Annotated in this window: 13 protein-coding genes; 8 read left to right on the forward strand and 5 right to left on the reverse strand. The window is 74.3% G+C overall.

Annotated features, from left to right (window positions below; translation table 11 throughout):
- Nucleotides 1–227: 227 nt before the first annotated feature.
- Nucleotides 228–566: a DUF488 domain-containing protein gene (locus ACPYO6_RS13740; protein WP_425715320.1), complete on the forward strand. Its 339-nt coding sequence runs from the start codon at nt 228–230 to the stop codon at nt 564–566.
- Nucleotides 567–654: 88 nt separating this feature from the next.
- A complete protein-coding gene (locus tag ACPYO6_RS13745) occupies nt 655–1,782 on the forward strand; it encodes a carboxylate-amine ligase (RefSeq protein ID WP_425715321.1) in 1,128 nt (375 codons plus the stop codon).
- Between the two features lie 24 nt (nt 1,783–1,806).
- Here the strand turns inward: ACPYO6_RS13745 and ACPYO6_RS13750 are convergent, their stop codons facing one another.
- A complete protein-coding gene (locus tag ACPYO6_RS13750) occupies nt 1,807–2,349 on the reverse strand; it encodes a YqeB family protein (protein WP_425715322.1) in 543 nt (180 codons plus the stop codon).
- Nucleotides 2,350–2,774: 425 nt separating this feature from the next.
- On the opposite strand from ACPYO6_RS13750, the gene ACPYO6_RS13755 reads away from it, so the two are divergent.
- The 6 genes from ACPYO6_RS13755 to ACPYO6_RS13780 all read left to right on the forward strand — a co-directional run bounded on the left by ACPYO6_RS13755 (nt 2,775) and on the right by ACPYO6_RS13780 (nt 10,308).
- On the forward strand, nt 2,775–3,914 hold the full coding sequence (locus ACPYO6_RS13755) for a DUF1611 domain-containing protein (protein ID WP_425715323.1): 1,140 nt from the start codon (nt 2,775–2,777) through the stop codon (nt 3,912–3,914).
- A gap of 2 nt (nt 3,915–3,916) precedes the next feature.
- Nucleotides 3,917–5,881 carry an ABC transporter ATP-binding protein gene (locus tag ACPYO6_RS13760; protein WP_425715324.1) on the forward strand — a complete coding sequence of 655 codons (1,965 nt, stop codon included), beginning with the start codon at nt 3,917–3,919 and terminating at the stop codon, nt 5,879–5,881.
- Nucleotides 5,878–7,395 (forward strand): phytoene desaturase family protein, encoded by a 1,518-nt coding sequence (locus ACPYO6_RS13765; RefSeq protein WP_425715325.1) that lies wholly within the window; start codon nt 5,878–5,880, stop codon nt 7,393–7,395. Before ACPYO6_RS13760 ends, ACPYO6_RS13765 begins: the two co-directional genes overlap by 4 nt.
- A gap of 19 nt (nt 7,396–7,414) precedes the next feature.
- Nucleotides 7,415–7,918 (forward strand): hypothetical protein, encoded by a 504-nt coding sequence (locus ACPYO6_RS13770; protein WP_425715326.1) that lies wholly within the window; start codon nt 7,415–7,417, stop codon nt 7,916–7,918.
- Nucleotides 7,919–8,015: 97 nt separating this feature from the next.
- A complete protein-coding gene (locus ACPYO6_RS13775) occupies nt 8,016–9,041 on the forward strand; it encodes a hypothetical protein (RefSeq protein WP_425715327.1) in 1,026 nt (341 codons plus the stop codon).
- A 148-nt stretch (nt 9,042–9,189) separates the two neighbouring features.
- Nucleotides 9,190–10,308: a trans-sulfuration enzyme family protein gene (locus ACPYO6_RS13780; protein WP_425715328.1), complete on the forward strand. Its 1,119-nt coding sequence runs from the start codon at nt 9,190–9,192 to the stop codon at nt 10,306–10,308.
- Between the two features lie 19 nt (nt 10,309–10,327).
- Here the strand turns inward: ACPYO6_RS13780 and ACPYO6_RS13785 are convergent, their stop codons facing one another.
- The 4 genes from ACPYO6_RS13785 to ACPYO6_RS13800 form a co-directional block, all read right to left on the reverse strand.
- Nucleotides 10,328–10,600 carry a DUF1905 domain-containing protein gene (locus ACPYO6_RS13785; RefSeq protein ID WP_425715329.1) on the reverse strand — a complete coding sequence of 91 codons (273 nt, stop codon included), beginning with the start codon at nt 10,598–10,600 and terminating at the stop codon, nt 10,328–10,330.
- 143 nt (nt 10,601–10,743) lie between these two features.
- On the reverse strand, nt 10,744–12,414 hold the full coding sequence (locus ACPYO6_RS13790; RefSeq protein ID WP_425715330.1) for an ABC transporter permease: 1,671 nt from the start codon (nt 12,412–12,414) through the stop codon (nt 10,744–10,746).
- Nucleotides 12,414–13,319, reverse strand: coding sequence for an ATP-binding cassette domain-containing protein (locus ACPYO6_RS13795; RefSeq protein WP_425715331.1), 906 nt, complete (start codon nt 13,317–13,319; stop codon nt 12,414–12,416). The genes ACPYO6_RS13790 and ACPYO6_RS13795 overlap by 1 nt, the downstream gene beginning before the upstream one ends.
- A complete protein-coding gene (locus ACPYO6_RS13800; protein WP_425715332.1) occupies nt 13,316–14,104 on the reverse strand; it encodes a TetR family transcriptional regulator in 789 nt (262 codons plus the stop codon). Before ACPYO6_RS13800 ends, ACPYO6_RS13795 begins: the two co-directional genes overlap by 4 nt.
- Nucleotides 14,105–14,116 lie beyond the last annotated feature (12 nt).

Genomic DNA, 14,116 nt, shown 5'->3' on the forward strand with positions numbered 1-14,116 from the left:
GCGAGCGTAGGGCTCGGGTCGGCGCGCGCGACAGCCTCGAGGGCGTCGTTCCCTCATGTCCGGCACAGGTTCGGCACCTGCTCGGCGCCGGCTAGGCACTGCCTCGACGCTCCGGGCGGGGCGGCTCGGGCCGCGAGCTCGGCACGCCCCGGCGAACCCCTCGGCGTATGTTCGAGGTGTCGGCGTCGACCCGATCGGGCGCCGCGCGAGTGGGCGAGGAGGAACGGATGGGACTCCGGATCAAGCGTGTCTACGACGACGCGGCCGAGGCGGACGGGTACCGCGTGCTCGTCGACCGCATCTGGCCGCGCGGCGTGAAGAAGGAGGACGCTCGCATCGACGAGTGGCTCAAGGACGTCGCCCCGTCGACCGACCTGCGGAAGTGGTTCGGCCACGACCCGGACAGGTACGAGGAGTTCGCCGGCCGTTACGAGTCCGAGCTCGACGGGTCCGACGCCCTGAGTCATCTCGAGGACCTGGTCGACGAGCACCGCACGGTCACCCTCGTCTACGCCGCGAAGGACACCGAGCACAGCCACGCGAAGGTGCTCGCCGGCCTGCTCTGAGCGGAGGTGCGGCCTGCACCACCCGTCGTCGACGCCTCGCTCGGGGGCCGAACCAGCGGGACGGGCTCGGGGCTGCAACGCTGGTTGGATGCGAACCGTCGGAGTTGAGGAAGAGCTTCTGCTCGTCGAGGCCGGCACCGGTCGTGCGTTGCCGGTGGCGTCGGAGGTGATCGCCCGCGCCGAGGAGCGAGGCTCGGGCGCGAACGCTGGCGAAGGCGTCGTCGGACTGCTCGAGAGCGAGCTCCAGCAGCAGCAGGTCGAGAGCAAGACGCACCCGACGATCGAGCTCTCCGCCGTCGAGTCCGAGCTCCACTCCCTCCGGCGCGCCGCCGACGACGCAGCCCAGGAGGTCGGTGCCCGGCTCGCGGCGATCGCGGTCTGCCCGACACCCGTCGTCCCCGTGACCACGCCGTCCCCGCGCTACCGGGAGATCGCCGAGCGCTTCGGCCCGATCGCGACCGAGAGCCTCACGTGCGGGCTCCACGTGCACGTGCGGGTGGCCGACGCCGAGGAGGCGGTCGGCGTGATCGACCGGATCCGCGTGTGGTTGCCCGTGCTGCTCGCCCTGAGCGCGAACTCCCCCTACGTGGAGGGGCTCGACACCGGGTACGGCAGCTACCGGTCGCAGGTCCAGCACCGGTGGCCGTCGTCGGGACCGAGCGAGCTGTTCGGCTCGGCGCGCGCGTACGAGGAGACCGTGGCGTCCATGCTCGGCACGGGGGTCCTCATGGACCGCGGGATGGTCTACTTCGACGCCCGGACGTCGGCGGACCACCCGACGGTGGAGCTCCGTGTCGCGGACATCTGCCTGAGCGCCTCCGAGGCGGTCCTCGTGGCCGCGTTCGCCCGCGCCATGGTGGAGACGGCGGCACGACGCTGGGCGGACGGCGAGCCCGCGCCGGCGGTTCCGGCGGCCGTGATCCGGCTCGCGCAGTGGCAGGCGGCCCGGCACGGACTGACCGGCGATCTGCTCGACCCGCGCACCGCCCGGCCCGCACCTGCGTGGGAGGTGCTGGACGGCGTCGTCGACGAGCTCCGGCCTGCCCTGCGCGAGACCGGCGACGAGGAACGTGTCACCGACGGACTCGCGCGCCTGCGCGAGGCCGGGACCGGGTCCGAGCGTCAACGAGCGGAGCTGGAACGGACCGGGAGCATGGAGCGCCTGATGGACTTCGTCGTCCGGGAGACCTCGGCGTCCGGTCCTGCCGGGACGTGACGGGCGCCGTTCCGTCCGCGGCGACTACCCGCGTGCGCCCTCCCACGGGTAGCCCGCCTCGACGAGCACCGCGCGGTGCCGGTCCTTGTCGCCCTCGACCTCGGCGTCGAACAGCGACCGACCCTGCGCGGTCTCGATGACGAGGTGCGAGCCCCGGCGGTAGGTCGCGGCCACGTCGTCGCGGTCGATGACACGCTCGACGTCGCCCCCGCGGACGACCTCGATCTCGCCCGGTCCGACGCGTAGCACCGGGGTGCGCGAGACGACGACCAGGCCGATCAGCAGCCCGACGACGAGGCCCAGCAGCGGCCGCCCCCACACGAGCCACGACTGGTCGAACGAACCGAGGAGCTCGAGCGGGCCCTGGAACGGCATCCACGGCAGGCTCGACGCCCAGCCCGCGAGCACGGGGACCAGCGCGCCGACGATCGCCCCGGCGCCGCCGAAGATGACGAGCACCCACGCGCGGTCGGATCCGCTGAAGCCCCCGATGGTGGTCGTTCCGGAGGGCTGACCTGCCGGTTCGTCGTCGGGCGTCGCTGCGTCGTCCGGGTGTCCCGCGTCCATGGTCGGCAACGGTAGCGAGGTGGGTAGGCCCGCAGGTGGGTGGCACGGGGTGTCGGGATGGATCGGAGAGCGGGGGCACGACGACGAACGGCAGCCGTGATGGCGCTGAGCCGCACTCTCGACCGGTCGGGGGCGATTCCCCACCGCAATCTCGACGTGCACCAACCGCAATCTCGACGACGACGAACCGCAGTCTCGGTGAGGAGTGGCCAACCGCGAACTCGGCGGGAAACCGGCGGGTCGGGCGGCGGGGTGAGCGTCGTCGTGAGAGTTCTGAGGACGGTCTCATCTCGGTAACGAGTCGCGCTCACCTGGGCTTTCTAGCGTCCTGGTCAGTCGCACACATCGGGTGCTGCGGCACGGACAGCACACCGACACATCGACGGCACGGCCCAGCGGCCTTCCCAGACGCACGAGGAGTCACCATGACCACGTTCGACCTTCCCCAGGCCGAGACCCGTTCCGAGCTCGACGCCCGCGCCCTCGTGGCCTCCGCGAAGTGGGCCTACACGACCCGCCGCATCGACCTCGACCGGGGCGCGCAGCTGATCACCGACCCGACCACGGCCCCGCGGATCGGCGACGTCGTCCTCGCCCGCATCACCGCGGTCGGCCAGCACAAGCGCATCGAGCTCCAGACCGGCCGCCGCGCCACGCTCTACCCGGGCGACGTCGTCGGGCTCTGCTACGGCAGCCGCTACGCCCCGGACCAGTTCCTCGCCGAGATCCCCGCGGACATCGGGCCGTGCCACATGGCCGCCGCCGGCGGGATCGCCGCGCAGGTCGAGCTCGCGCACTCCGCCATGGGTGCCGCGACGGCGATCGAGCCGATCGGTCTGCTGGCCGACTCCGAGGGCCGCCGCCTCAACCTGCGCGACGCCGCCATCGCCCCGGTCTCGCCGCTCAGCTCGCACCGGGCACCGACGATCGCGGTCGTCGGCTCCTCGATGAACGCCGGCAAGACGACGACGGCCGCCGAGCTCGTCCGCGGCCTGCGCGCCGCCGGCCTGCGGGTCGGGGCCGCCAAGGTGACCGGGACCGGCGCGGGCGGCGACGTCTGGCTCTTCACGGACTCCGGCGCCGACGTCGTCTACGACTTCACCGCCGCCGGCGCACCCTCGACCTTCGGGCTCGACGACGAGACGATCCGCGAGATCTTCCGGACCCTCACCACGCAGCTGGCCGTCGACCGCACGGACGTCAACGTCATCGAGGTGGCGGACGGGCTGTACCACGAGGAGACGGCCGCGCTCATCACGCACGAGCTGTTCCGCGACCAGGTCGACGGCGTCGTCTTCGCCGCGCGTGACGCGCTCGGTGCCGTCGCGGGCGTGGACTGGCTCGCCGACGCCGGCCTGCCGCTCCTCGCGGTCAGCGGCGTCCTCACCGCGTCCCCGCTCGCGATGCGCGAGCTCGAGCGCCTCGACGGCGAGCTGCCCGTGGTCGACACGATGGTGCTCGAGCAGGCGGACCGCGCTCTCGAGGTGCGCGACGCCGCCCTCGCCGCCCGCACCCGTCACGTCCCGGGTCTCGCGGCGATCGCCGAGGACGCGAAGGCGGTCTGACCATGACCCGTTCGGTTCCCCTCCCGACGGGCGCCCCCACCCCGCACACGGCGCCGACCCCGGCGGAGCACGACGACCTCCCTCACGTGTGGGCGCGGCCCGGCGCACCGGCGTCGGCCGCGGCCTCGGCCGCGAACGAGCGGACGACCTCCGACGACGACACGCGGACCGCGATCGTCGACACCCGGACGAGCTCCGACGACGCGCCGGCCACCGCCGCACCGAGCACCTCCGCCCCGAGCCCCGCCCCCGAGACCCCGAAGCCGATCGGCCACGGCCGCCGACTCCGGTTCGTCCTGCTCATCGGCATCGGCGTGGGCCAGGCAGTCGCCGCGGTCGGCGTCGCGATGCTCACCCAGCGCGGCTTCGACACCCTCCTCGGCAGCGCGACCGGCCAGGGCGGCGCGGCGGGGGCCGGCGCCATGAGCCTCACCGTCCTCGTCCTCGGCCTCCTCGCCTGCGTGCTCATCAGCGCCTGGATGCGCGGCGCCGAGCGCACGGAGTCGGAGAAGCTCGGCCAGCACTACGTCACCGAGGTCCGCGCGGTCCTCTTCCGCCACCTCACCCGTGTCCCGGCCCGCGAGCTCGGCCGGCGCGGCCGCGGGGACATGCTGATGAAGTTCGTCGGCGACCTCTCGGCCCTGCGCCTGTGGGTGAGCCGCGGCCTCGCCCGCCTCACCGTCGCCGGCGTCGCGATCGTCCTCGCGATCGCGGCCGTCGCGTGGATGAACCTCACGCTCGGCCTCGCCGTCGGGGCGGTCCTGGTGATCGGGGCCCTCCTCACCCTCGCGATCACGCCGTGGATGATGCGGACGGCCAAGGTCTCGCGCCGCCGGCGCTCCCGCCTGACCGGCGAGGTCACCGAGCGGCTCACCCAGGTCGCCGTCCTCCAGGCCGCCGGCCAGGAGCGCCGCGAGAGCAAGCGCGTGGGCCGGCACAGCGACAAGGTCGCGGCCGCGATGGTCGACCAGGCCCGGGCCTCCGGCGCCGCGCGCGCCATCGCCGAGGGCACCGCCGTGGCCGCGAGCGCCGCTGCGCTCGTCGTCGGCGGCATCGAGGTCACCGCGGGCCGCGCCTCGCCCGGCACGATCGTCGCCGGCGTGTCCGTGGCCGGCATGCTCGCCGGCTACCTGCGCGACCTCGGCCGGGTCGCCGAGTACGCCTCCCGCGCCACGGTGGCCCGCGCCGCCGTCCGCCGGTTCCTCGACATCCCGCCGCTGCCCGTCCTGCCCGGCGCGCCGGACATCGAGGTCGAGCGCGGCCTCGTCGAGGTCGACTCCGTCCACCTCGGCACCGCCCTGCAGGACGTGACGGTGCGCGCCGAGCCCGGCACGCGGGTCGCCGTCGTCGGCCCCAACGGGGCGGGCAAGTCCACGCTCACCTCGGTCATCGCCCGCCTCGTCGACCCCGACTCGGGCACGGTGCGCATCGACGGCCAGGACGTCGCCACCCACTCGCTGCGGTCGGTGCGCCGGTCGATCGGCATCTCCTCGCCGAGCATGCCGCTGCTCTCGGGCAGCGTCCGCCGCAACGTCACCTACCGGATCCCCAAGGTCGACGAGGCCGAGCTCGAGCGCGTGAGCCGCCTGTGCGGGCTCGACGAGCTCGTCGCCTCCCTGCCCGACGGCTGGGACACGAACGTCGGCCCCGGCGGCGGCCAGCTCTCCGCCGGCCAGCAGGCGCGCATCAGCATCGCGCGCGCCGCCCTGGGCCGCCCCGCGCTCCTCGTCCTCGACGAGGCCGAGGCGCACCTCGACCCCGAGAACTCCAAGGTGGTCGACCGGGTCCTCGCCGACCACCGCGGCACCGCGCTCGTGGTCACGCACCGGCACGAGCTCATGGCGTCCTCCGACGTCGTGTGGTGCCTCGAGGACGGCCGTCTCGTCCGCGTCGCGACGCCGGCGGAGCTCCTCTCCGACGACGACGAGGCCGCCACCGCGCTGCTCGCCGAGGCGGTGCCGGCATGAGCCGCTCGCCGTTCGCGGTCGGCCACGACCCCCTGGTCGCCGGCCGGACCGCCGCCGTGGTCGGGTCGGGGCCCAACGGCCTGGCCGCCGCCGTCGCGCTCGCCCGCGCCGGCGTGGCCGTCACCGTCCACGAGGCCGGGCCGGAGGCGGGCGGGGCCACCCGCTCGGGCCCGGTCCTCGGCGAGGGGACGACCGTCGACCTCGGCTCCGCCGTCCACCCGTTCGGGATCGCGAGCCCGTTCCTCGCCACCCTCGACCTCGGCCGTCACGGGCTCGAGTGGGTCCAGCCCGACATCCCCGTGGGCCACCCGCTCGACGACGGCCCGGCCGCCGTCCAGTATCGCTCGCTGCGCTACACGGCCGCCGACCTCGGGCGCGACGGGGCGGCCTGGCAGCGCCTCTACGCCCCGGTCGTCTCCGACTGGGAGGCGACGACGGCGGGATTCCTCGGCCCGCTGCTGCGCGTCCCGCGCGAGCCGGTGGCCCTGGCCCGGCTCGGCCTCCGGGGCGCCCTGCCCGCGACCGCCGTGGCGAAGGCCCTCTTCCGCGACGAGCGGGCGCGCGCCCTGTTCGCCGGCACCTCCGCGCACTCCGTCATGCCGCTGACCCACCCCCTGACCGCGGCGTTCGGCGTGCTCTTCGGCGCCGCCGCGCACGCGACCGGCTGGCCGGTGGCCCGCGGCGGCTCGCGCGCGATCTCGGCCGCGCTCGTCGCCGAGCTCGAGGCCCACGGCGGCCGGGTCGTCACCGACTCCGAGATCACCGACCTCGACCAGGTCCGGCCCGCCGACGCCATCCTGCTCGATCTCGGCCCCCACGCCGTCGCCGAGCTCGCCGGCGACGAGCTGCCCGCCGGCGTGACCCGCGGGCTGCGCCGCTGGCGCTACGGCACCGCCACCCACAAGGTCGACTACCTCCTCGACGGCCCCGTGCCGTGGAACGACGACCGCCTGGGCCGCGCCGGCACCGTCCACCTCGGCGGCACCCTCGACGAGATCGCGGCCGCCGAGCGCGACGTCCACCGCGGCCGCCACCCCGAGCGGCCCTACGTCCTCGTCGCCCAGCAGAGCGCGCTCGACCCCGGCCGCGCGCCCGCCGGGCAGCAGGTCCTCTACGCCTACGCCCACACCCCGCACGGCTCGACCGCCCCCGTGGGGGACCGGATCGACGCCCAGCTCGAGCGCTTCGCCCCCGGCTTCCGCGACCGCGTGCTCCGCCGCGTCGAGTCCGCGCCCGCGGACCTCGCCGCGTGGAACCCCAACCTCGTGGGCGGCGACGTCGTCGGGGGATCCATGGGTGGCACGCAGCTCCTCCTGCGGCCGCGGGCGACGCTGCGCCCCTACGGCCTCGGGGCGTCCGGCCTGTTCATGTGCTCCGCCTCCACGCCCCCCGGCGGCGGCGTCCACGGCATGAACGGCTACCACGCCGCCCGCGCGGCCCTGACCCACCTGCGCCGCACGGAGACCCGCGGACGCGCCGGACGCAGCAGCTACCGCACGAAGGAGTGGTCATGACCAGCACGAAGGAGACGACATGAGCACGACGACGAGGCCCCCCGTGACCGCGGGCGGGCGCGCGAAGACCCTGACCTACCTCGCGGGGATCGCGCTCACCGCGGTCGTGGCCGCGCCGATCCGGCAGAACCACCGGCCCGACGACGAGAAGGTCGACGGGTTCCCCCTGTCCTACTACCCGATGTTCTCCGTCCGACGCACGAGGAACGGCACCGTCCACCACCTGCTCGGCATCGACGACGACGGCACCGAGCGGATCCTCCACTTCGGCCACGCCGGGACCGGCGGGCTCAACCAGGTGCGCCGCCAGATCAACCGGCGCGTGCGCGAGGGGCGGGCCGAGGAGGTCGCGCGGCTCGTCGCGGCCTCGGTCGCGGCGTCGTCGGCGGAGCAGGACGCCGCCGTCGAGCGCGTCCAGGTCGTCACGTCGGTGCACCGGTTCGACGACTTCTTCGCCGGCGACCGGGCCCCCCGGCGCCGCACCGTCCTCGCCGACGTCCCGGTCCCGCGCACGATGATCTGACGAGGCCGTCGCGCCCCTGAGCTCGTCCCCACCGCCCGGTGACCCGTACCCACCGCCGGGCATCCCCACCCGTACCCCAGCCCACCTGGAGTCCCTCATGCTCAGCCGGATCCGCGACGGCGCCCGCCGCCTCGCGTCCGCCGTCGACAGTCGTATCCTGCCCGCGACCTCGGCCGCCCGCCCCGCCCTCAACCGCGTCGCCACCGGCGCCTACACGGCCTACTACCTCGGTCGGCGGATCAAGATGTTCCGCCGCATCCACCGCACCGACCCGGGCCTGTTCCAGCCGGTCGGCCCGGTCAAGGTGCTCAAGCGGCCGCTGCCCGCCCCCGTGGCCGACGCGCTGATGTACGCGACGATCGCCAGCGACGTCGCCTTCACCCTCGGCGTGAAGCACAAGGTCACCGGTCCGCTGCACGCCGCCCTGCTCACGTGGTCGCTGTCCTACCGCAACTCGTGGTCGATGATCTTCCACAGCGACAACAACCTCGTCCTGCACACGATCGTGCTGGGCGCGACGCCCTCGGCCGACGCCGTCTCCGTGGACGCCCTGCTGGCGCGACGGTCGGCGTCGGTGGTTCCGTCGCCGTCGGTCCGGGCCCTTCCTGCCCGGGTGATCCCGGCGCGTGTGCTGCCCGAGCGGATGGTCCCGGCTCGACCCCGCCCGGCAGTCTCGACCGCGCCGGCGCCGTCGTGGCGGTACGCGGCCCCGGTCCGGGGGATGCAGGCGGTGACGGCGGTCAACTACTTCCTCGCCGGCTACGCCAAGGTCACCGGCCCGCTCGGCTGGAGGTGGGCCGACGGCGAGGTGCTGCGTCGCCAGATCGCCGCCGACGGCCTGCGCAAGGAGCTGCTCGGGAGCGAGGCCGCGGGGCTCGGTATCCGGCTGTACGACCAGACGTTCCTGTTCAAGGTGTCGGCGGCCGGGTCGCTCGTCCTCGAGCTCGCCGCGCCGCTCGCGCTGCTCGACCGGCGGCTCGCCCGGCTGTGGGCGGTCAGCGCGTTCTCGATGCACTGGGGGATCAAGGCGATCATGGGCATCACGTTCCGCCACAACCTCTCCGGCGTGCTCTACCTGCCCTACTTCCCGCTGGAGAAGCTGCTCCCCGCGCGCATGCGGTGACGGTTGCCGTCCGGCTTCGGGTCGAGCGCGGCTCGGCGTCTCTGCGGTCGTCGGTGTGCGTCGTCGCGGGGTACGGTCCGGCGCCGACATCCGGACCATCGGGGAGACAGCCGAGTGTCCGTCGTTCCTCCCGACCTAACCTGGCCGGGTGAACGACACCTGGTCCGCCCGCACCCGCGCCGTCGCGCTCGGCCGCCCCTCCGGCACCGGCGCCCCGCTCAACGTCCCGCCGTCGCTGGCCTCGACGTTCCAGGAGGGCGGCACCGACTACGCGCGGTTCGGCACGGACGGCACCGTCGCCCTCGAGACGGCCCTCGGCTCACTCGACGGCGGCCACGCCGTCACCTTCGCCACCGGCATGGCCGCGGCGGCGGCGATCGTCGAGACGATGCCCGTCGGCACCCACGTCGTCAGCGGCTCGACGATCTACCACGGCGTCCGGTCCCTGCTCGCCGACCTCACGGCGCTCGGCCGCCTGCGCGACGTCCGCGTCGACGCGACCGACCACGGGGCCGTCGCCGCCGCCCTCGACGCCGCGGCTTCCGACGGAGCGCCGGCGCTGCTGTGGCTCGAGACCCCGAGCAACCCGCTGCTCGAGATCCTCGACGTCGAGGCCCTCGCCGCGATCGCCGCCGAGCGCGGCGTACCGGTCGCCGTCGACTCGACCTTCGCCACCCCGCTGCGCCTGCGCCCCCTCGAGCTCGGCGCCACCTACGTGCTGCACTCGGCGACCAAGTACATCGGCGGGCACTCCGACCTCATGATGGGCGCGGTGGTCGCGCGCGACGCCGACGCGCTCGCCCCGATCGTCCGGCAGCGGTCGCTGCACGGCGGCTTCCCCGGCGGCATGGAGACGTTCCTCGCCCTGCGGGGGCTGCGCACGCTCGCCCTGCGGCTCGACCAGGCGGAGGCCAACGCCCAGGTCGTCGCGGAGCGGCTCGCGGCCCACCCCGCGGTCACGTCGGTCGCCTACCCCGGGCTGCCTGACGACCCCGGACACGCGCTCGCCGCCCGCACGATGGGCGGGTTCGGCGCCGTCGTGTCGTTCTGCCTGGCGAGCGAGGACGCGGCCGACCGGGTGCTCGCGCGCACCGAGCTCGTCGTCATGGCGACCTCGCTCGGCGGCGTCGAGACCACCGCCGAGCGGCGCAACCGGTGGAACGAGGGCACCCGCACCGGGCTCGTGCGGATGAGCGTGGGCGTGGAGGACGTCGAGGACATCTGGGCGGACCTCGCAAGGGCGCTCGAGCCGGAGACGGCCGCGTAGGCGGGGCCGGGGCGGCCCGCTACCGCTTCGTGACGGTGACCGCGACCTCGTCGCCGACGCCCTTGCCGAGGGCCTTCCGGACCTTGGCGTTGAGGGAGACCATGTGGCCGCCGGTCCCGGTGACCATCGCGCCCACGTTCTCCAGCACGACGTCGTCGACCGTGGCGTCCACCCGGACCGTCCGGCCGGTGCCGAAGAACTCCGCCGAGCCCGGGATCTCGACGCAGCTCCACGTCTCGCCCTTGACGTCGACCCCGATGGTGGTGGTGAAGCTCAGCCGCTCCGTGTCCATGGCCGCAGCCTAGGGGGCGGCTGCCGCGGGCGAGCGTCGTCCGTGCGGCGGGGCAACGGCTGAGCGCGCCACCGTTGGGGGGAAAGCGGCCTGTTTCGGGGCCCAGAGGCGCCGCAATCCCCCCATTCGTCACGCCGGTCGGGTCAGCGCGAGGCGATGTCCCGGCGTCGGAAACCGAGGAGCCCGACGACGACGAGCACCGCCGCGATGACCGACAGCGCGACGAGCGGGACGATCTCGAGGTCCTCCGCCGGGAGGGCCGGCGTGCTGTCGAACGGCGAGATCGCGAGCGCCCAGTCCGGGATGTCGAGCAGCCCGCCGAGGAAGAGCACGAGCGACGTCCACACGACGAGCAGCCACGCGAGCACCGTGAGCCGCGGCGCGAGGCCGTAGGTGGCGACCGCGAGTCCCGCGATGACGGCGATCGCCGGCAGGTAGACGAGCGCGGCGATGACGAGCTCGCCGACCCGGCCGGCCTCGCCGACGCCGAGTGCCACGCCGATCCCCGTGCCGAGGCCCGCGACCAGCGTGAGCAGGACGGTCTGCAGCGCCACCGTCGTGAGCCAGCCCGCGAGGAACCCGGTGCGCGAGCTGCCGGTGACGATCACCTGCTCGGCCCGGCCCGAGGACTCCTCGGCCTTGAGCCTGAGCACGCCCGAGACGGCGAGGACCATCGGGGCGACGAGCGTGATCGTGAGGACGATGCCCGCGAACTGCGCGGTCATGTCCGTGCCCTCCATCTCGATCCAGCTCTGCAGGGTGGGGTTGTCGTCCAGCATCCCGTCGATGGATCCGGCGAGGGACCCCATGGCGACGGCGAAGAGGAACGTCCCCACGCCCCACGCGACGACCGAGCCGCGCCCGAGCCGCTCGGCGAGGCCGGCGGGGGAGAGCAGGGAGCGCGCCGCGGTGGCGGGACCGGGGGAGGGGCGGCGCAGCCCGGCACCGAGGTCGCGGCGCCTCGCGAGGCCGACCGCAACGACGTAGAGGACGACGACGGCGGCCGCGGAGACCGCGAGCGGCCACCAGCGCAGGTCGACGAACAGGCGGGTCTGCTGCGCCCACGCGAGCGGCGAGAACCACGAGAGCCACGAGCCGGTGGGCTCGATGACGTCGCCGATGCCGCGGACGAGGAACGCGACCGCGAGGACGGCGGAGGAGAGCCCGCTCGCGCCGGCGGCGTGCTCGGTGGTCTGGGCGATGACGGTGGCGATCGCCGCGAAGACCATGCCGGTCAGGGCGGTGGCGACCCCGAGCGCGACCGAGTCGGCGACGGCCATGCCGGGCACGAGCAGCCCGACCGTCACGGCGGCGCCGACGAGGACGTTGGCGATCGCGACCGTGACGACCGACGCCGTCGGGGCGGCGAACCGGCCCACGGGCAGCGAGCGGACGAGCTCGAGCCGGCCCGACTCCTCCTCGGCGCGGGTGTGCCGCACCGCGAGGAGGATCGACATGATGCTCGCCGCGAGGAGCACGTACAGGACGAGCTCGTTCGCGACCATCGCGCCGAACGTGTAGTTGTCGAGCGCGAACGCCGGGCCGCTCATGATGACCGCGGCCGGGCTCGACATGAGATCGGCGCGGCCCTGGAGGGACTCCTGGGTGGGGAAGGCCTCCTCCAGGGAGTAGATCGAGCCGAGGACGACGAGCCCGACGGCGAACGTCCACACCGCGATGCGGACGCGGTCGAGTCGCAGGTTGAGCCGGACGAGGGTGCCCGTCCCCGTGAGGTGCGAGCCGCCGTCGGGCGGGTGGTCGGTCCGTGGGTGAGGGCGGGGCGCGTCGGTGCGGGCCGGGGCGGTGGTGGTCATCAGGCGGCCTCGCTCACGTCGTCGCCGTAGTGCCGCATGAAGAGCTCCTCCAGCGAGGGCGGGGTGATGGTGAGGTTCTCGACGCCGGCGTCCGCGAGCACGCGCAGGACCTCGTTGATGCGAGTGTTGTCGATGTCGAACGTGAGCCGGCCGTCCTCGGCGACGAGGTCGTGGACGCCGTCGATGCGCGCGAACGCCTCGGCCGGGTGGGCGGTGGTCGCGGAGACGGTCGAGCGCGTGAGGTGGCGCATCTCGGCGAGCGTCCCGGACTCGACCGCGCGGCCGGCCCGGATGATCGTCACCGTGTCGCACAGCTTCTCGACCTCGCCGAGGATGTGGCTCGAGAGCAGGACGGTGCGGCCGTCCTCGCGGAGCTTGCGCACCTCGTCGGTGAAGACGGCCTCCATCAGGGGGTCGAGGCCGGAGGTCGGCTCGTCGAGGAGGAAGAGCTCGGAGTCGGAGGCGAGGGCCGAGACGAGGGCGACCTTCTGCCGGTTGCCCTTGGAGTAGGTGCGGGACTTCTTCGTGGGGTCGAGCTCGAAGCGCTCGATGAGCTCGTCGCGGCGCCTCCGGTCGGCGGTCCCGCCGTGCAGGCGGGTGAAGACGTCGATCGCCTCGCCGCCGGTGAGGTTCGGCCACAGGCTCGTGTCGCCGGGGACGTAGGCGAGGCGGCGGTGGACGGCGACGGAGTCGGTCCAGGGGTCCTGCCCGAGGACGGTCGCTCGGCCCGAGTCGGCGCGCAGCATGCCGAGCAGGACGCGGATGGTGGTGGACTTCCCGGCGCCGTTCGGGCCGAGGAAGCCGGTGACCTGGCCCGTCGGGACGGTGAGCTCGAAGCCGTCGAGCGCGCGGGTGGGGCCGAAGGTCTTGACGAGGTCGGCGACCTCGATCGCGTGCGTGGTCATGCGGTGCTCCTGTGGTCGGAGGTGGGAGGTGCGGTGTCGGAGGGGTCGGCGTCGCCGGCCGGTGTGTCGGGTGCGCCGGTGGGTGGGGCGCCGGGGGTGGCGTCGTCGTGCGGGGGTGGAGGTGGCGCGTCGTCGGCGACGGCACGCCTGCCCTCCGGGGAGTCGAGGTACGCGTCGAGCAGGGTGGAGTTGGTGAGCAGCGGCTCGGTGTAGATCTCGAGCAGCGGGAGGACCATCCGGTCGGTGTAGCTGCGCAGCATGTCGGGCATCTCGTCGAGGTCCCACTCGTCACGGTGCCCGGGCAGCTCGAGGAGCAGGGCGCCGAGGGACATGACGGACAGGGCGCGCGCGCGACGGCTCGGGCTCCGGCTCGGCCGCGCGATCCCGTCCCGGACGGCGTCGGCGAGGTACGTCTCGGAGCTGGTCACGAGGGCGTCGAGGAAGTGGTCGGTGAGGGCTCCGCCGGTCTGCATGGCGCGGAGGACGTAGGCGACGAGCTCGAGATAGCCGTCGAGCTCGGCCATCTGGGCGAGCGCGGTCGCGAACCCGACGTCGCCCCGGAGGATCTCGGTCTTGCTGTCCCGGATCCGCGCCAGGACGTGGTCGTCGCACGCCTCGCGCAGGCCGGCCCGCGAGCCGAAGTGGTGGAGGATCAGGCCCGCGCTGACGCCGGCGTCGGCCGCGATGCTGCGCAGGGACGCGTCGAAGCCGTGGGCGGCGAACCGCCGGATCGCGGTGTCCCGGAGGCGGGCCCGGGTGCTGAGATCCTCGGACGTTGAACTCATGTTCAGCACGCT

It is taken from the genome of Georgenia sp. Z1344 (assembly GCF_049856295.1).
Classification (GTDB): Bacteria; Actinomycetota; Actinomycetes; order Actinomycetales; family Actinomycetaceae; genus JB111.